The 19,917-nt window shown below is 35.7% G+C and carries 14 protein-coding genes; 4 read left to right on the top strand and 10 right to left on the bottom strand.

The genetic code is table 11. The annotated features are described in order from the left end of the window. Positions 1–3 precede the first annotated feature (3 nt). Positions 4–1,176 (bottom strand): class I SAM-dependent rRNA methyltransferase, encoded by a 1,173-nt coding sequence (locus MYP_RS21320; protein ID WP_045468076.1) that lies wholly within the window; start codon positions 1,174–1,176, stop codon positions 4–6. 105 nt (positions 1,177–1,281) lie between these two features. Next, positions 1,282–4,104 carry a DNA polymerase I gene (polA, locus tag MYP_RS21315; RefSeq protein ID WP_045468073.1) on the bottom strand — a complete coding sequence of 941 codons (2,823 nt, stop codon included), beginning with the start codon at positions 4,102–4,104 and terminating at the stop codon, positions 1,282–1,284. A gap of 317 nt (positions 4,105–4,421) precedes the next feature. Between polA and MYP_RS21310 the strand changes: the two genes are divergently transcribed. From MYP_RS21310 to MYP_RS21295, 4 genes are all read left to right on the top strand, one after another. Next, positions 4,422–6,437, top strand: a complete 2,016-nt coding sequence (locus MYP_RS21310) for an AMP-binding protein (protein ID WP_052430418.1) — start codon at positions 4,422–4,424, stop codon at positions 6,435–6,437. 52 nt (positions 6,438–6,489) lie between these two features. Next, positions 6,490–6,999 carry a response regulator gene (locus MYP_RS21305; RefSeq protein WP_156140777.1) on the top strand — a complete coding sequence of 170 codons (510 nt, stop codon included), beginning with the start codon at positions 6,490–6,492 and terminating at the stop codon, positions 6,997–6,999. A 133-nt stretch (positions 7,000–7,132) separates the two neighbouring features. Then, entirely contained in the window at positions 7,133–8,539 is a 1,407-nt protein-coding gene (locus MYP_RS21300; RefSeq protein WP_045468066.1) for an MBOAT family O-acyltransferase, read from the top strand. A 7-nt stretch (positions 8,540–8,546) separates the two neighbouring features. Then, complete coding sequence (locus MYP_RS21295; protein ID WP_156140776.1) at positions 8,547–9,608, top strand: alginate O-acetyltransferase AlgX-related protein; 1,062 nt, start codon at positions 8,547–8,549, stop codon at positions 9,606–9,608. Positions 9,609–9,751: 143 nt separating this feature from the next. Here MYP_RS21295 and MYP_RS21290 read toward each other — a convergent pair whose 3' ends face one another. From MYP_RS21290 to MYP_RS21255, 8 genes are all read right to left on the bottom strand, one after another. Beyond that, complete coding sequence (locus MYP_RS21290; protein ID WP_045468060.1) at positions 9,752–11,827, bottom strand: OmpA family protein; 2,076 nt, start codon at positions 11,825–11,827, stop codon at positions 9,752–9,754. Between the two features lie 45 nt (positions 11,828–11,872). Next, positions 11,873–13,237, bottom strand: coding sequence for a hypothetical protein (locus MYP_RS21285; RefSeq protein WP_045468058.1), 1,365 nt, complete (start codon positions 13,235–13,237; stop codon positions 11,873–11,875). An 80-nt stretch (positions 13,238–13,317) separates the two neighbouring features. Beyond that, the gene (locus MYP_RS21280) at positions 13,318–13,728 is read right to left on the bottom strand and encodes a hypothetical protein (protein WP_045468056.1); all 411 of its coding nucleotides are present in this window, start codon (positions 13,726–13,728) and stop codon (positions 13,318–13,320) included. A 25-nt stretch (positions 13,729–13,753) separates the two neighbouring features. Further along, positions 13,754–14,647: a hypothetical protein gene (locus MYP_RS21275; protein WP_045468320.1), complete on the bottom strand. Its 894-nt coding sequence runs from the start codon at positions 14,645–14,647 to the stop codon at positions 13,754–13,756. A gap of 4 nt (positions 14,648–14,651) precedes the next feature. Beyond that, on the bottom strand, positions 14,652–17,669 hold the full coding sequence (locus MYP_RS21270) for an ATP-binding cassette domain-containing protein (protein WP_045468054.1): 3,018 nt from the start codon (positions 17,667–17,669) through the stop codon (positions 14,652–14,654). Between the two features lie 21 nt (positions 17,670–17,690). Further along, on the bottom strand, positions 17,691–18,053 hold the full coding sequence (locus tag MYP_RS21265; RefSeq protein WP_045468051.1) for a DUF1987 domain-containing protein: 363 nt from the start codon (positions 18,051–18,053) through the stop codon (positions 17,691–17,693). Between the two features lie 18 nt (positions 18,054–18,071). Next, complete coding sequence (locus MYP_RS21260; RefSeq protein ID WP_045468048.1) at positions 18,072–18,614, bottom strand: SiaB family protein kinase; 543 nt, start codon at positions 18,612–18,614, stop codon at positions 18,072–18,074. Between the two features lie 468 nt (positions 18,615–19,082). After that, on the bottom strand, positions 19,083–19,913 hold the full coding sequence (locus tag MYP_RS21255) for a CheR family methyltransferase (RefSeq protein ID WP_045468045.1): 831 nt from the start codon (positions 19,911–19,913) through the stop codon (positions 19,083–19,085). Positions 19,914–19,917: the final 4 nt, after the last annotated feature.

Raw genomic sequence — 19,917 nt, 5'->3', positions numbered from 1 at the left:
AAGCTACTCCACCCATAATGCAAGACCCTTCAGGTATTCCCCTTCCGGGTGATAAAGATTAACTGGGTGATCGGCAGGCTGATGCAACTGAAAAAGAATTCTCACATTCCTTCCGGAATCAGCAGCAGCTCCAAAAATAATCTTTTGAAATAAATCTTTCGTGATGTGTTGTGAACATGAATAAGTTAAAAGCATTCCTCCCTTTTTAATTTTTCTGAATGCCCGCATATTTATGTCTTTATAACCTCTTGCCGCTCTGTCCACTGCCGCCGCAGACTTAGCAAATGCAGGAGGATCCAGAATGATCAGATCATAATAATTCTCCGGCATATCTTTCAGATACTCGAAGCAATCTTTTGCAATAGACTTATGAGAAGCAGTTGGAAAGTTTAACAAAACATTTTCTTCAGCTCCCTTTACAGCATCTGCTGAAATATCAAGAGAATGTACTTCCTCTGCTCCTCCTGCCTGTGCATAAACAGAGAATCCACCGGTATAACTAAATGCGTTTAGAACTTTCTTATTTGAGGAAAATCGTTTTACCAGCTCCCGGTTATCACGTTGATCAAGGAAAAAACCTGTCTTCTGACCTTCGACCACATCTACCATAAACTTAAGTCCATTTTCCATAACCTCAAATGGCCCTTGATCTTCTCCCGCAATCCAAACACCCTCAGACTTTACATCCAGATTCTTCTTTGAACTTCCACTTGACCTGAGATAAATAGAAGAGTAACCAGTCTTTCTGAAAATCTCAAAAAATAAATCTTTTCTTTGTTCAATACCGGTAATGCTGATCTGCAATACCAGAGTATCCTTATAAACATCTGCTATAAGACCTGGTAAAAAATCACCTTCAGCATGAAGTAAGCGATAAGCATTTGTTGATGTAAAATCAATAATGGATTTTCTTAACTGAATTGCCTTATCAATTTTAGCACTCCAATAAGCTTCATCAAATTTATTGTTACTTTTATCCCACTCAAACAATCGACATATTATCTGGCTCTCTGAGGAATAAAACCCATAGGCAAGGAATCTGTTTTCTGCATCTACAACTTCGACAATATCACCATCTTTCGCATTTGCCTTAGCCACTGCACCAGAAAAGACCCAGGGATGTTTGTTCAACACAGCCTTTTCTTTCTTTGGCTTTAACTTTACTATTTTATTCATCTTTTGAGAAATTCTCCTGATTGTATTTCCAAGAGAACTTTGTAGTTATATCTATTTCCTGATTTTAAACTAAGAGACTTTACACTATTGGGACATTCATGTCCATTAATGTGCTTCAAGCCAGTTTTCTCCTACACCTATTCCAATTTCCATTGGCACTGACATAGACAAGGCTGTCTTCATGAACTCTTCCACCTTCAACTTCAACATATCGATCTCTGACTTATGCGCATCAAAAACAAGTTCATCGTGGACCTGCATAATCATGCGAGATTTAAGCTTCTCCTGTTTCATCCAATTATGGATATTGATCATTGCGACTTTTATCATATCTGCTGCACTTCCTTGAATAGGGGCGTTAATAGCGTTTCGTTCAGCATACCCCCTTTGAGTAATGTTCCTGGAATTAATATCTCTTAAATACCTTCTCCTCCCCAAAATAGTCTCAACGTATTCATGCTCGCGGGCTTTATTGATCACCTCATCCATGTAAGACTTTATGGCAGGGAACTCATTAAAATATGCATCTATGATATCCGCAGCTTCTTTCCGTGGAATATCAAGTCTTTGTGAAAGTCCGAAAGCAGAAATACCATATATGATACCAAAGTTTACCATCTTGGCATTTCTTCTCATCTCTGATGTCACCTGATCAAGGTTAACTTTGTAAACCTTACTGGCAGTAGTGGTATGAATATCGATCCCTTTCTGAAAAGCTTCGATCATATTCTTTTCTCTACTGAATTCAGCCATAATCCTAAGTTCGATTTGGGAATAATCAGCGGATAAAATCAAGTGATCAGTGTCACGTGCGACAAAAGCTTTTCTGATCTCCTTTCCTCTGTCGGTGCGGATAGGTATGTTTTGTAAGTTCGGATTTGTGCTGCTTAACCTCCCTGTTGCAGCTACGGCCTGATTATAGCAAGTATGAACCCTTCCATCCACTTTGCTGATAAGAAGTGGTAATGTATCAACATAAGTGGATTTCAGCTTCTGAAGTTCTCTGTAATCAAGAATCTCCTGCGCAATCAAGTGATCTGGTGCAAGTTTTGAAAGCACTTCTTCGCCTGTTGCATACTGTCCAGTCTTAGTCTTCTTTGCCTTCGGATCAATTTTTAATCTTTCAAACAATACCTCACCCAATTGTTTAGGAGAAGCAATATTAAATTCACAACCAGCACGGCTGAAAATACTTTTTTCAATATCAAGCAACTCCAAATCCAACTGCTTTGAAAACTCTTTCAGAGCATCTGGATTAATTCTTACACCTGCTCTTTCTACATCAGCAAGTACTGTTACCAAAGGTATTTCCACTTCACTGAAAAGTTTATCAGTTTTCTGTTCCTTCAGAATAGGTTGAAGTATATGCTTTAGCTGTAGCGTAATATCAGCATCTTCCGCTGCATATTCAGCAATATCCTCTAATGGAACATCTTTCATATTCTTCTGCTTAACACCTTTTTTTCCAATCAGCGCTTCAATAGAAACAGGAGAATAGTTAAGATAATATTCTGACATGAAATCCATATTATGTCGCATATCAGGCTCTATCAGATAGTGAGCAAGCATAGTATCAAAAACAGGACCATCCACATCTATCCCGTACCTTTTCAAAACCAGAATATCAAACTTAAGATTTTGACCAACCTTCGTGATATTTTTATCCTCAAGGACGTCTTTGAACGCCTGAACTATTTCCTTCGCCCTTTCAAAATTCTGTGGAACCGGGACGTAATATGCTTCGCCTTTAAAATATGAAAAAGCAAGACCGACAAGGTCAGTTTCTGCAGCATCTAGACTGGTGGTTTCGGTATCAAAACAAAATTCATCCTGAACTTTCAAATAAGAAACCAAAGAAGATATAAGTTCAGGAGTATCAATAACTCTGTAATCATGAACAGTATCTTTTATTGTACAGAAGACTTTTTCTTCAGCTTTCTCTTCAGTAAGGACTTCTTCGGCTGCATTTCCAAACATTGACATCTGGCCATTCGCATTTACTTTTGCATTAGACCTTCCTGAAGAAGCAACCTGAACGGTGTTTGCTTCTTCTCCAAAAACTCTTTTCTTCAGTGTCTTAAACTCAAGTTCATCAAAGAGTTTGGACAACTCTTCTTTCAGAGGTTCTTTATATCTGAATACCTCTTCATCAAATACAACCGGCACATCACAGTGTATGGTAGCAAGGTCCTTAGAGAGAATTCCCTGAGGACCGAAATTTACTACGTTTTCTTTAAGCTTCCCTTTCAGATTATCAGCATTGGCAATAAGATTCTCTACAGTATCATATTCTGCGATAAGCTTTTGGGCCGTTTTTTCTCCAATACCAGGAATCCCTGGGATATTGTCGACACTATCTCCCATTAATCCCAGTATATCTCTTACCTGATCAACTCTTTTGATACCAAATTTTTCCAGCACTCTTGCTACGTCATAAATCTCATGGCCATTGCCCATATAAGATGGCTTATAAAGATAAACACAATCATTTACCAGCTGACTGTAATCCTTATCCATAGTAAGCATATATACAGTGTAGCCCTCTTTGCACGCCTTGGAAGACAATGTGCCGATCACATCGTCTGCTTCATAACCGGGAATACCAATCAAAGGAATCTGAAAAGCTTCTAAAAGACGTGTTATGTAAGGAATAGCTATAGTTATATCTTCAGGCTGTTCCTGCCGGTTGGCTTTATATTCAACAAAACTTTCATGCCTGAAAGTGGGTCCAGCCGTGTCAATAGCTACTCCAATATGAGTAGGTTTTTCTTTATATAAAACTTCCAGAAGAGAATTGGTAAAACCAAAAACAGCACTTGAGTTAATCCCAGTAGAAGTTATTCTCGGATTTTTACTGAAAGCAAAATGAGCCCTGTAAATTAAGGCCATTGCGTCCAGGAGAAAAAGTTTTTTTTCGGAACCGTTCATGAACTAAAATTAATACTTTGTATAGGAGATAAACAAAAGATTTATCCTGTAGAACAAAATAAAAATGAAAATAATTCTCGTTCTCAAGCTTTTAAACACTGACTTCTTTTTTTAGCCAGAATAATAAACTCCCACTTTTGTTTGACAAATTTCTGAACTCTCTAGTCGACAATGCGTAAATCTTTGTTTCAGGGAAAAAACAAATGTTTTTCCTGCTGATAGTTAGACAAAATGGTTTAATTGTTGTTAAAATCTAATCGGAGCATTTTGCCCCTGTCAACCAATTTTAATATTGTTTTAACTTATTACTGAATTTAATGAAAATATATTCAGCTATTCTTGATGATGAGGAAAGAGAGCAGTTGCAAATTCTTTCTGAAAAAGAAGGCGAGATTGAGGAAAAGGCTTTATGGTGGAAGAACCTTCTGAGTACCCGTTTTTCTCGCAAAGAAATTAATTTGTGGAAGGAAATATTTCATGAACTTTATAAGAAAAATAAAACTGGTATTGCATGGTATCCATCGCCTGATGACATCGAAAATTCAAACTTATCATGGTTGATTGCAGAAAGTGACAATCAAGATTTTAAAGAACTCTTCAGTTGGGCATCATCTTTCAGGGCACTTTATTGGGAAAAGGCTGTTAAACGCCTAGGTATTAAATTCAAAGACCCCTATTTATCTATACTTGACACATCTCACGGTGTTGAGGAAGCTATATGGATGGAAGGGGCTCTGATAAACATTGCCGACAGCTGCTTCCTTGCTGATAAAAATAAAATCGCCATCATCGAAGGTTGTGAAGAGAATGAAAGTATTAAAAAGATAACATATGAACAACTTGATTTATACAGCAACCGTATTGCAAATGGCCTTATAGAAAAAGGTTATAAACAAGGTGATCGTTTCGTTCTTTATCTTCCGTTTTCCATTGATGCAGTAGCCATTTATCTTGCCCTTGTCAAGGCTGGAATGATTGCAGTTTCCGTAGCAGACAGTTTTTCTCCTGTTGAACTTTGCAAGCGTGTCGATATGACTAATGCAAAAGCGATTATTACTGTAAGCCAATACACATATGGTGGTAAAATGCTTAATGTATATGACAAAGTTAAAGAAGCTAATTGCGCACCTGCCATACTCATTTCCTTGGATAATGAAAAAAATCTACGAAAAGGAGATTCGATATTAGGAAAGCTACTGTCCAAAAATGCAGGATATTCCACCGGCTGTGATCCTTACGACATAACCAATATTCTTTTCTCATCCGGCACAACAAAGGAACCAAAGTCTATTCCTTGGACACATACAACGCCTATCAAATGCGCGGCCGACGGACATTTTCATCTTGATATTAAAGAATCCGACATAGTAACCTGGACAACCGGCATGGGCTGGATGATGGCACCATGGCTTATATATGCGACCTTAATCAATAAAGCAACAATGGCCCTATTCACTGGATCTGCAGTTACAGAACAATTTGGGAAATTTGCTGAAAATGCTGGTATCACTATTATGGGAACAATACCATCAGTAGTACGAGGCTGGATTAAAAATGACTTTATAAATAAATTTAACTGGAGTGTCAGGCTGTACTCATCTACCGGAGAGCCATCCAACGCTGATGATTACTTATATCTTATGGGAATGTCGGATTTTAAAGCTCCTATTATTGAATATTGCGGAGGTACAGAAATTGGAGGAGGCTACATTACAGGAACAATTTGTGAGCCCGTTTCTCCTGCTACGTTTACCACTCCGGCACTGGGTCTTAATTACTACCTTTTAGATGAAAACAAACAACCGGCAAGAGCCAATGAAACAGGAGAAGTATTTATTGTTCCTCCATCAATAGGCTTGAGTCAGACACTTTTGAACAAAAATCATCATAATGAATATTATTACGGGATGCCTAGTGGCCCAAAAGGAGAAGTACTCAGAAAACATGGTGATGCGTTTGAAACTATACAAGAAGGTCCTTATAAATTTTATAAAAGCGTAGGAAGGACAGATGATGCAATGAACCTTGGAGGCATTAAAATAAGCGCTGTCGAAATTGAGGAGACCCTCAATAAACATCCACAGATTCTGGAAACTGCTGCAGTATCAATTGCCCCTACTACAGGAGGGCCTGAAAAGCTGGTTGTCTTTTATACAGAGAGGAATCAAGTTTCAGACGAAGGAGTGCTTAAGAGAAATCTTCAGGATTTACTAACATCACAGTTAAATCCCTTGTTCAGAATTTCTCAAATCGTGAAAGTTGCCACCATACCCCGAACTGCATCCAATAAGATTATGAGAAGAGAGCTAAGAAAAGTACTAACAGAAGTTTGACCAATATTTAAACAATTCAAATTCCCCTTAGTTAAAAGTGAAAACTCCACTTATGACCGAGGATACAATTCTTGACATTTTACTGATTGAAGATGAAATGAGTTCAACACTTCTCACAGAAAGACTTAAAAGAGAATTTCATGAGAAAGTGAATATACACAGAAATGGCCATACAATAGCCAAGGATCTGGACATGTATATCGGCAAAGACCTGGATATTGTAATTCTGGATGAACAATATTCAGATCTTAATATAATTGATGCAGTAAAACTTATCAAAAAAAGGAAGCCGGAAGCTGATATTATAGTCCTTACCAATGAACAAGAAAAGGTTTTAGTCGACAAAGTAAAATCAGCAGGTGCTTTTGATTATGTCGTTAAAGATAAATCGACAGTTGACAAAGTTGTATACGCAGTAAAAGGACTTTGGGGAAGCAAATTCGCTAGACACGAAAACGTGCGGCTTAAAGCTTCCAGAAAAACCTCCAGGACCACAGTTGCCATTTTGATTCTATTCTTTATTCTCATTATAGCAGGAGCCATTTATTATTTTACCCAATAAAAGAGCAAAAAAGCCCTGATTTACAAATATTTATAAATACAACAATTCGCATTTGGAAATTTTTCTTCCGTACTAAATGCCTTATTTTGCCCGTTGAGTCATTTGAATTATCTTTGATAATCAAATATTCACAATGGTCTTTAGTTCTCTTGTCTTCATATTTCTTTTCCTGCCGGTATGCCTTTTGGGATATTACATTTTACCAGGAAAATTTAAAAACCTGTTCCTCTTAGCAGCTAGTCTTTCATTTTACATATGGGGAGAAGCGCAGAATAGCTTTGTGATGCTTATCTCTATTTTGGCCAATTTTTTCTTTGCCTCAATGCTGGAAAAACCAGACGAACTGGCACCTAAAACTACTATTACCCTTGCTGTAGTATTTAATCTTGGCTTATTAGTTTACTTTAAATATTCAAACTTCTTATTAGAATTAGCGGGTATGCCTGCAGCAGAAAAAATTACACTTCCTTTAGGTATATCTTTTTTTACGTTCCACGCCCTATCCTATGTAATAGATGTATACAGAAAATCCTCACAGTCGCAAAAAAGCATTGTAAACCTGGGTTTATACATTACAAATTTTCCTCAACTGGTAGCAGGACCTATAGTACGTTATCCGGAAATATCTCAGCAATTGACGGAAAGAAAACATTCATTTAAAAAAATAGCCACAGGCTTAAAGAGATTCATTATCGGACTTGCCAAAAAGGTTTTAATAGCAAATAACCTTGCCGGTGCAGTAGATTATATTTTCGCTCAAAACATAGCAGAAGCGGGATTCCTCATTTCCTGGATAACCATCATTACTTATGCCATGCAAATATACTTTGACTTTTCAGGATACTCAGACATGGCTGTAGGATTAGGTAAAATGTTTGGTTTTGATTTTCCTGAAAATTTTAATTATCCATACATCTCAAAATCAATAAAAGAATTCTGGCGCAGGTGGCATATATCGCTTTCTTCATGGTTCAGAGATTACCTTTATATACCACTTGGAGGCAATAAAAAAGGGAATTTAAGGACCTACTTTAACCTTATTACAGTATTTCTTCTTTGTGGATTGTGGCATGGACCTAACTGGACATTTATAGTCTGGGGAGGATGGCATGGAGCTTTTCTTATACTAGAAAGAACTTCTTATGGAAATGTTATAGAAAGGTTACCATCATTAGTTAAACACTCTTATTCAATAATTATAATATGCATAGGATGGGTATTCTTCAGATCAGACAGTCTTAATATTGCGTTGAGTTATCTGAAAAATATGTTTACCCCAGAATTCTCTGTCAACGAAAACTACTTTATTCCCTTCAGAGATACTGATTTTATAATAGCATTCATAGCAGGATTGATCTTCTCAACTCCTGTGATTAAAAATATGCTTCAGCTAAGGAAAATCAAGATCTTCAGAGAAAGTGAGAATCTGCGAACAACGGCTGATTTTGCAGGTGTTTCTGTTTTGATAATCTTATTGGTGTTGAGTATGCTTTCACTTATTGCAGGAACCTACAATCCTTTTATATACTTCAGATTTTAATATTGAAATGAAAAACAGATATAAGGCAAGTGATTTATTCCTTGTAATAGTATTCGCAATTCTACTTTTCATCCCGTGTATATTATTTCTGAATACACTAAATAATTATAAACTTCCGGAATCTGAAAACGGGCCTCAGCAACATACTTTTAGTGCTACAGTTAAAAAATATGAAAATCTATTATCCGATTCTTTAACACTAAAAACTGAGCTCATCAGAAGCTACTATTATGTAAAAACAAAAATTCTGAAAGAAATCAGCATTACACCATCTGTAATTCAAGGAACCGAAGAGTGGCTATACTATTCGGGTAGTGGTGATGGATATCCGATTGAAAGTTTTACAGGCCAACAAATTCTGGCAGATACATCATTATTAAAAATCAAACTGAACCTTGAAGCCCAAGAAAGATGGCTTAGAAAAAGGAATATTGACTTTTACATAATCATGTGTCCTAACAAACAAACAATTTACTCCGAATTTTTTCCATATAAAAAAGGAATTACAGTTGCCGATCAGATTATGTCTTATCTGAAAAGCAATTCAAATTTAAAAATAATTGATCTAAGGGAAACCATGATCAAAGCTAAAGATAATAAGCACTTACTTTACTATAAAGCAGACTCCCACTGGAATCAGTATGGTGGATTTATAGCTTATACAGAAATCATCAATCAACTATCACTAGTTTACCCTGAGTTAAAACCCTTACAGCTTAAAGATTACAACATCAGCTTCAAAGAAACTGAAGGAGGAGACCTTGCTAAAATGGTTAACCTTCAAAAGGATTTCAAAGATCACGAATATGATTTTGATCTGAAAGATACAACAACATTACCTAAAAAGAATATTGTTATGTTTCATGACTCATATTATTGGCTTATTAAACCTTTCTTAGCCAATCATTTCATTTTGACTGAAAGACCTCATCAATGGAACAGCTTCGATTATAATGTTATTGATGAAGTAAAGCCGGAAATAGTATTCTATGAAGTAGTCGAAAGGTATTTAACTGCATTCTCAAGAGAAAATCCTGCAGAAATAAAAGATACACTTATCAATAAATAAAAGACTTATTTGACTCAATAAGCAACCTTTAAAAAAAATATATTGGTCATTTTTGGTATTAAACCTGAAAAAAAGCGAGAGTAGTCAAAACCTATTTACAAAATCAAAGACAATAAAAATAAAAACAAAACAACATCTTTCAATTATTTAAAAGATGTCGCTTTGCTTGAATTTTCAAGAATAACAAACTCAGTCCTTCTGTTAAGCTCTCTTCCTTCTTCTTCATCATCATTACTTGCAAGTGGTTTGCTTTCACCAAAGCCTTTCGCAGACAGCCTATCTCTGGATATCCCTTTTGATACCAGCCAATTAACAACTTCTTCAGATCTCTTCTGTGACAGTAAATTGTTATACTGGTGAGAACCTTTGCTGTCAGTATGGCCATCAATTCTTATCCTTACACCCGTATTTGTAGTCAGGAATTTATATAAGTTGTTAAGTTCTGAATTTGATTCACTTTTTAATGTAGCCTTATCAAAATCAAAATATATGTTTCTCAAAACTCTGGAGACACCCTCCTTAATTTTTTCCAAATAAAAGTTTTTTGTAATAACAGAGTCATTTAAAACTACATTGGCAGTAGAGAATACATAACCCGTATAATCAACAGAAATAGCCACATTCGAAGATGGCTTTACTTTATACTCTTTAGAGAATTTTCCTGATATGCATTTTGCCTCTACAAGCCCGGCATTAAGGTCAGAAAAATTCAGCTTAATAGAGGCATTTAAAGGCTCTTTTGAAACTGCATCATATACATTTATGGAAATCTTAAATCCTTTTATTATTTCCTTTTTTGCTACAGGAGCAGATTTAAACAATTCATTTTTGGGAGAAAGAGATTGTACTTTCTTTTCAGTCTTTTTCTCCTCAGGTTTCTTCTCTTCAGTCTTTTGGGCTAGCTCCTCTTTCGGCTTTTCATCAAAATAAACTTTGTAGATATCCATATCTCCGAAACCTTCTTTCTTTACAGAAGCTATATAACCAATCTTTCCACCATCGGCCACTACTATTGAAAAATCATCAGCAGCAGAGTTGATAGGGTGGCCAAGATTCTGAGGTTTGCTCCAGGTAGAAGTTGTAGAATCATACTCTGATTTGAAAAGATCATATCCTCCCATACCTTCATGACCTTTGGAACTAAAGTAAAGTGTATTCCCTGTAAGATATGGGGACTCATCATCGTATTCAGAATTAATTGCTGCTATGTTCTGAGGTTCACTCCAGTTTGCATTTTTATTTTTTCTTGTAGAGATATAAAGATCTAATCCTCCTTTACCACCTTTTCTGTTACTGCTGAAAACTACAGTATTCCCGTCTTCCGAAATTGTAATTGCGTTCTCAATAAATTCAGAGTTTACCGGCTTTCCAAAAGGTTTTGGAGAAGACCATTCATTGTTTGCATCAATAAAACAATAGAATATATCACCCTTGTTCTTATCATTATCTACATAAACGAATAGCTGTTTACCATCATGGCTAAGGCCTATACTCGACTCGTGAAGTTTGGAGTTGATTTTTGTTCCCACATTTTCTGCTTCACTCCATTTACCATTACTTCCATGAGAAAAATAAACATCCTCAAAGAACTCGTTGTCTTTATCTTTGTTACCACCAATACTACCTTTTCTCCTGGAAGTAAAGAACATTACCTTTTGATCAGCAGATATAACCGGAGCATAGTCCGGGAATTCTGAATTTATTTCCCTTCCGAGATTTTCAATTTTGACTTGAACAGGATTCTTCACCATAACAAGGGCTGTATTACATTCCTCTATCCTTCTGTTGGTTTTCTTTAGCTCCTCCATAACCTTGTTATTATTATAGTCCTTACTATAAACACCGGATTCGAGCTTTTCAATATATTGCTTATAGAACCCTATAGCTTGTTCAAAAGAATAATTATAATGATAAGAAAGTCCAATAAGGTAGAGAATATTGGCAGCATATTTATGATCCAGGTCATACGCCTTAAGCAGATAAGGCAGAGATTTTTCCTTATTGATAGTCTCAATATAACATTTACCAGCCATGTAGTTAGCCTTTACATGCATAGAATCAAGCTCCAGTACTTGTTTGTATATCTCCAAGGCATCTTTAATGTCACCGAAGTTATATACCTCGTCAGCTACCTGAATTAATTGTTCTGTTTGTGAAAAAGCTGAGCCGGAAACGCACAACAACACAAATAAGAGATATATTTTAATTAAGCGTTTCATACTTACGACATTTCAATAATTAACTTATAGCCACTCCAGTCTATATTAGTAAGGTACACATAAAGTTCTCTCTGAGAATTTAACATCAGAAATTGATATATCTACATCATATAAATTCATCCTAACATCTGACTGGGTTCCACCCGACATTACTTTAGATATAAGCTTTTCTGACGAAGGTATAACAACATTAGCATTACATTGATATTTGGACCATTTTCTGGTTGTCTTTATGAGCATAACATCCTTTACCTTTGCACCAAAACTGCTTGTCTGACCGGCAAGAATAATTCCATCATTGGTTGTTTTACAGAGAGACACTCCATGATCTTCAAGAGGACCACCATATGTCTTCATCCATTTCATCTTTCCATAGAAATCAAGGATACATATAAATGCATCTTCCTGATTCAACCCAAAACTACTCGTATAACCTGCTATCGCAAAAGATTTTTCATCCAATGTGACAAGATCAAGAAGATATTCTGCATTCTGCCCTCCCATTGTTTTAGCCCAAATAAGACCACCATTAGCATCCACTCTCACAAGACCAATTTCCATATCTACATCTTTTCCTGTTACACAGGTTCCTCCCAGAATAAAAGTACCATCAGGAGCCTGTCTTGCTACCCTTCCATAGTCAGATGAATCTGTTCCGAAAACTCTGGTCCACTCTATATCACCACTTTCTTTAAGCTTTACAAAATAAAAATCCCAATCACCCTTACCAAAGCTGTTTGTTTCTCCTCCAATAATATAACCATGGTCTATGGTTTGAGAGATACTATATCCATAGTCTGTTCTCTCACCACCTATAATCTTACTCCACAAAACATTACCATCTTTATCAGTCTTGGTAACAAGTATATCCGAATGTTTAATTTTACCCTCTTTATTGATAGTCTCCCCCAGTATGACAAAACCGCCATCTCTTACTACAGTCAGCGTAGTAGCATACACACTTCGATCAAGTCCTATGGTTTTAGACCAGAGAACAGCTCCCTTAGAATCAACCTTTATAAGTAATATCTGGTTGTTATCCGTGTTAAAGCTTTCTGTATAACCGACCAGGACAAAATTATCATCATTTGTCTTTTCAACAAAGCCACCAAATTCATTGTCTTTACCTCCATATGTTTTGGTCCACATCAGTTTACCAACGCTATCAATCCTTGACAAATAAAAGTCTCTCTTTCCTGCACCAATTCCCTGGGTGTTACCGGAAATAAGATATCCTTTCTCTTTATCTTTAACTTCAAGAATATTAAGGCATTCATCTTCTCCGTCACCTCCTAAAGCATGCTGAAACTCTTCATTAGATTTTACAAGCATGGGATAAACAGTCTGAGCATAAGAAGGTGCCAGAACCAGCAGATAGGATAATACGAGGCTGACAAATAATTTGTTCATTCTGATCCTGTTTGAAGAAATAATTATCAGGCAGATCTTTCAATCTGCCTGATCAATGTTAATTTTAATCACCATTAAAATTATTTTTTAAACGCTAGTACACTTACACAGCAAGGTTGTTCCCCTTGGAAGGAATAGCGCAGATAATACATGCCAGTAGCTTTGCTTGTATACACAATCGCATTATAATATTTATTATTCTTCTTGTCATAATTTGTAGCTATTTCCTTTCTATTTGAATCATAAAGCGTTACAGTAACATTCGGACTTACGCCATCTTTTCCGCAAAGCACAAGCATATAACTCGTTTCCTTGCTGAATACGTATGAGTGTTCTGTTTCCTCTCCCACACTTTCCATTTTGTAGGTTTTAAGAAAGGTATATCCCTCACCTAACTTGGCAATACATTCATCCGAGCTACATTGAGAAAATGCTTTGATTGAAGTAAAAGCAAAAAATATTAATACCAGGAAGATTGATTTCTTATTCATAAAACTAATATTTAATACTTTAAAATTATACGGTAATTCTATTTCTAAGATCTCCAACAATCGATCTAATTTGATTTAACTGATCATCAGAGATTATAACTTTACTTGTCGTCTGATCTTCAACCACCAATACTCCGTCAACCTCTTTCATTACTGATTCCTGGTAGGTATAGTTAATTTCTACTTTCTTATAAACCTCATTCAGCTTTTCAAGATCAGTCAGCAAACTTTGCACCTCTGGTCTAACTTTATAGTTTGAAAGAAGCAATACAATTTTTTCGAGAACGATTTTCTGCTCTCCGATCTTTTCTTTTAAGTCTTCGTTATGATTTGCTTCATGTACCTTCAAGGCAATGTGCAGTGCTTCAATCCATCCACCGCTAAGCATAAGAATACTCTGCTCGGATCTTTTTTTCTCTTTTAGAAAACGGTTAATATCTTCAAATGTAGAAGTCGTAATAAGAAGAAGAGAATCATAATTGTTATTGTTTTCTGCAATCCTCTTGAACGCTTTTAGATCAAAGAACTGGCCAATTCCCAAGTCATCTGATATTCCTTTTACGCATGAAATATAACTTAGGGCATCGGAACTTTTATTATATATATTTATATAACCAAGATCCGTGCTAAAAACACCAAGATTGATAGATTTTTTAAATGTGGTGTTATAATTTGATGCATTTGTCACTTTATTGAGAATTCCCCTATCATAGTCTCCTCCTGATTCTTTGATCATTGTAGAAATTTCAAGCGGAGAGGGAATAGATTGCATGATTCCTTGGATCGTTTTGTCAGAAACCTGTACGTCAGGAACTACAATTGCCGAATCAATGGAATTTGTAAGCCTCTCATCTGTGGAAGAATGAGTGCTGCATGCAGATAAAAGTATAGCTAGTAAAATATAACTTCTGTCTTTCATACAATTAATTTTTCTTTTGTAACATAGTTGAGGATTTATCAATAATTATTCTAAGTATATCGAAGTACAAGAATGCGAAGAACAATCCGGTTATCGTCCACAATATTATTAAGTTAAACCAGAAGGTGTCTAGTTTTATACTCCCAAGATATTTGGAAGGAGCATAGAAGTGAGATCTGTATCCGAAATTACCATCAGGTTTTGATGCGAAAAACACCAGGTCAACTTTAGGAAGAATTTCCTGTTTTGAAATTTTATATCTTTCAACAGAATTCTGATTTCTAACAAGATCAGATAAGCTTTCATTGTAATGACTGTTTTTCAATTCCGAAGATTTTGATATACCTTTCTTCTCCATGACCTCTACAGCATGATGAACTGTTTTATTGTAAAAAGAATCAAGTGTGGGTAACATTTCTAAGATAGCTTCAAGGGAATTATTTGTTGGTCCAGCCTTTTCTAATGCGCTTATCTGAGACAAGGATGGTATGCCAGACAATCTTTCATTCTTTTTTATTTCATTAAGAACTATGTTCCACTTTATCTTTCTTTCCTCCTCACGAATCTCTTTCTCCTGAAGCTTTTTCACTAATTCCTCAACTAAAGGTAGACCATGAGCAAGCTGAAAATTCGAGATTGCCTTTATCTGCTCTTCTTTGAAGAACAAACTTTGATACTCATTATCTTTAAACTGACTTACAGCAAGCGCCTCATAGCCCCATCTTGAAATCATTAAGTCTGCAACGAATGGAACCTTATTTTTATCATTAGTAAGAAAATCGTTCAGCTTGTCGAAACTGAATAATGCACCACTGAGAATCATCTGAGGTATCAGTATCAGTGGTATTAGTATATATACGATAACTGCTGAATTAAAGGCGGAAGAAATAATCAGACCTAAAACATTTGCTGCACAGGATGATGAGAATAATATCAGCCAGTAAGACATCCCCATTCCCTTGATGTCCAGCACAAATGTACCTATTACGACAAACAGAAATGTTTGGATTGCTGAAAATGAAAAAAGTATGACAATTTTTGACAACAGATAACCTAATCTACTTAGATTTAAAAGCTTTTCTCGCTTCAATATTTTCCTGTCCCGGATAATTTCTTCTGCACTTAAACTAAGACCCATGAAAAGCGCAACAATTACACTCATCAGGATAAACGCTGGAATATTTTCATTGAATCTGAAAAGATACTCGTTTGTCGTATTCTTATATCTGATTACTACACTAAGGATCAAAGCCAGAAGTGGAGCTTCGATAAGGTTGATGAGCAGGTACTGTTTATTTGATAATTTTCCTTTTAGGTCTCTTAGGAAAAATATCATCGACTGTTTGGTAATAGTAGGAAGGTCCAGGCCTTTTGGCAAACTAAATGTGCTGTCCTTCTGTTTTATAATATCATAATTTTTCTTGAAACTGGAATACCATTCGCTGGTAGAAATTTTTCTCTGCCCTGTGAAATTACCATATTCATCAACAACCTGCTCTTCTACAATATTAAATATCTGTTCGGGATTTACATTACCGCAAGAGAAGCATTGCCCTTTATCAGCATCGGCATGATTTGCAATCTTCTTAAAATAGATAACACCTTCAACAGGATTACCATAAAATATTGGGAAACCTCCTGTATCCAGAATATACATTTTATCAAACATCTTATAGATGTCTGATGAAGGTTGGTGAATTACAACAAAAATCAGTTTTCCTTTTAAAGAAAGTTCTTTCAGAAGGTCAATAACATTTTCAGAATCTCTTGAGGAAAGACCGGAGGTTGGTTCATCCACAAATAAAACCAGTGGTTCTCTGATCAGTTCAAGGGCAATATTAAGCCTTTTTCTCTGTCCACCACTGATAGTCTTTTCCAGAGGACTTCCTACTTTAAGGTCTTTTACATAACCCAGCCCAAGGCTTCCCAGAAGGCTTTCAACCTTCTCTTTAATTTCATTATCAGGAAGCTTGTCAAAGCAAAGCTTTGCACAATAGAATAAATTCTCAAATACAGTGAGGTCTTCAAAAAGAAGATCGTCTTGTGAGATATATCCGATTATTCCGGTTGCTTTCTCTTTCTCTTTGTGTATATCAATTCCATTAAGAACAACCTGCCCTTTAGATGGAACTTCAATCCCTGACAAAACATTCAGCAATGTTGTCTTACCAGCGCCACTGGCTCCCATGATACCAATAAGGGTCCCTTCTCTTTCAGAGATATTGATATCACGCAAGCCTATGCGACCAGACTGAAATGTATACTCAAGGTCAGTTACATTAAAGGTTACAGGTTTTTTATTCTCCTCTTTTATAAAATACCTGATGATATCGCTATAAAAGAAGGTAGCGCCTATAGATGACTTAAGTATACTTCCATATGGAAATAATTTTATATCTTCCGAGTTTACCGGAAGGCCATTTAATGTAAAGCCTTCCCCTTCTGTTTTTAAGAAGATAAGATCTACAGATTCCAGGAAAAGGAATCTTACCGGGGCAAGGATGTGATGATTAAATATAATGTTAGGGGCAGGCTCAAATGCTTCTCCTTCACTTTTGATAAAAAGAAAAGCACCTTCAGTTTTCAAGTCTTCAGGTTTTGAAAATACGAACCATTCAATTAAGTCATGTTCGTTCTTTTCAATATTAAAACTTTCAGAGACTGTTTCAATGATTTGCTTTCTTTGAGGTGTGTAATTACCATCAGAACGAACGAGCTCCAGAAGTTCGATAAGCACAATTATCTTCTGCTTCTGTACGAGCGTTTTATTGATTTTTCTGCAGATAGAAAGAGTTCTGACGGAATCTTTTACAGAAGTAAGTTTTTCAGGCTTGTCCTTTTTATCCTGATCCATTCCGGCGAACTCATCATACAAAGCCACATATTCCTTCAGCCTAACCTGGTCAAGTTTTGATCGGAAAGAATCAATAACATAGTTTCTTTCCTTCTCACTTACACCAGTATCCTGCTTGGTAATAATAGCATATAGCTGTGCCAGCGCCTTAAGTATTTCTTCACTCATAACTTACTTCCGTAGCCCTTGTTAAAAGTTTTTTAATTCAAATGGTACTTCTACCAATTCAGAAAATTCCTGCCCGGCTTCCTGCATATCTTCATCATCTTCATAAGAGTACCAAAGAATTTTAGCATTGGAAATCTTTTCCAACCTTGTTAAAAGATCCAGAAGAAGCTTCGAAGAGGCTGTATTAAAATACTCAAGCTTAATAGTAAATTCTGTTTTGGGATTTGGATCAGCAGCATAATTTTCAAGCCACTTAAGAATAGGAGCATAAAAACCGGCAGCATCTTCAGGAAGGGATCTACCCGAAACTTCAAATACACCTATAGTTTTATCTAGGCAAACTGCCGGAGTATCTTCTGTACCTTCAATTTTTATCGGATTCATATCAATTGTAAATTATTTTTAAAGATCTTTAATTCTTGAAATTTTAGTTTTGAAAGAGAAAAAGGAATAAACATCATTGATTGGTTCGAATTCAAACTCCAGTTTCTCTCCTGATTTCCTTGCTATATCTACAAAGCCCAGACCAGCACCTCCCTTATCGGAAATTTCACTTTTAGAAATCATATCCTTGTACAACACTTTGAGACCTTCTTTGTCCAGAGTATTGATTTTCTCTAATTTGCTCTTGAGGTATGGAACGTCTGAATTTATAATATAGTTACCAGATGTAATGATATAATAATCAGATTCTTTTCCTATCATAAAGATGGCTTCTTTTTCCTTCTCCTGCACACTGTCTGCATGTTTGCAAATATTCTGGAGACACTCCACCATAACGTTAAAAACCTTCCTTTTAATGTTACTCTCCTCTCCGGTATAATCCATATTTCTCTCTGCCATCACCAGAACAGACTTGGTTATCTCCTGTGTAAATTCTCCTTCATATACCAGAATCAAACTCTTGTCTGACATTATCCGGTGAATTTCATAGATATATTTCATAAAAATTATTATTGATTAATTGTTACTATATTCTGAGTATTTCCAAGCTCTGGAAGTACGAGTTTCATTTTTATAAAATTCCCAAACACTTATTCTACATGAAAAACATATGCCCATGGGAAACATGTATACTTTATCTTGTTGATAAGGGTTTCAATAAATGGCCAGTAAATTTGTCTGATTTTCAAACCTTCCAAATAAGTCTTTAGTATTATAAATTAAACGAAACAGATCGAGTAAGTGTATCTTTCTTTAACAAGTATAGAAGATCATTAAGCGATATAGATAGTTTGTTGATTTCGTAATTATTTGCAGCATCTGATATCGGAAAGGGTATCAGAATTTGGTTCGAAACAGATAAGCAAAGCCTGGTTGAAAGAGCTTCTTAACCTGTTAATTTTGCAGTATTGAAGGAGTTAAACGGAGAATTAAATCCCAAACTTTACTTAATAACTCTTATCTCTATTACTAATCTTTAATTTTCTTATAAATTTTTTCCTCATTATTCACTGAGATAAACTTTGGAGCTACTTCCAATGCAGAAGAAATTGTTTCTTTTGTTCCTACAACAAGATAGCTATGAATAAATAAACTCTTATGAAGAAGATTCAACACCTTTGACTGTAATGCCTGATTAAAGTATATCATAACATTTCTACAAAATATGATATCATATTTAGACGTACTTTCAGCCTTCACAAGATCAATATTTCTAAATGAAACTCTAGATAAAAGAGACTTATCAAACCTGCAATATTCTCCATCCACTTTAAAATATTTCATCAAATCCTGATAGTCGTCATGAACACGAGCATAATTCTTACAATTCAGCTCCATGTTTCTCATAGCAATAGTTCCATCCTTTGCTCTTGCAAGTATCATATTATCAATATCAGAAGCTACGATTTCACATTTGTCAAGAAGGTTCATTTCCTTTAAAAGAATCAGCATGGAATATACCTCTTCACCAGAAGAACATGCAGCATGCCAAATACGGATTTTAGGTAATGATTCAAGAGAGAAGGACAATACTTTTTTGATAGCTCTCCAGAAAGAAGGATCGCGGAACATCTCTGTGACATTTACAGTAATTTCGTGCAAAAACTCTTCTTTGGTAAAACTATTATTTTCAATTTTGAAAATCAGATTGTCTATGGTCTTGTAATTGCGAACTTCTATAAGCCTCTCCAGTCGCCTCTTGAATGAGGATACTGCATAATTGCTGAAGTCAAGATCAAACTTTTCCTGAACAACAGAAACAACCCTGTTTATTTCCGATACACCAATCTCCTGTACCATAATT

Source organism: Sporocytophaga myxococcoides (assembly GCF_000775915.1).
Classification (GTDB): Bacteria; Bacteroidota; Bacteroidia; order Cytophagales; family Cytophagaceae; genus Sporocytophaga; species Sporocytophaga myxococcoides_A.
Note: the sequence above shows the minus strand (reverse complement) of the source record. Positions and strands in the feature narration are given on the sequence as shown.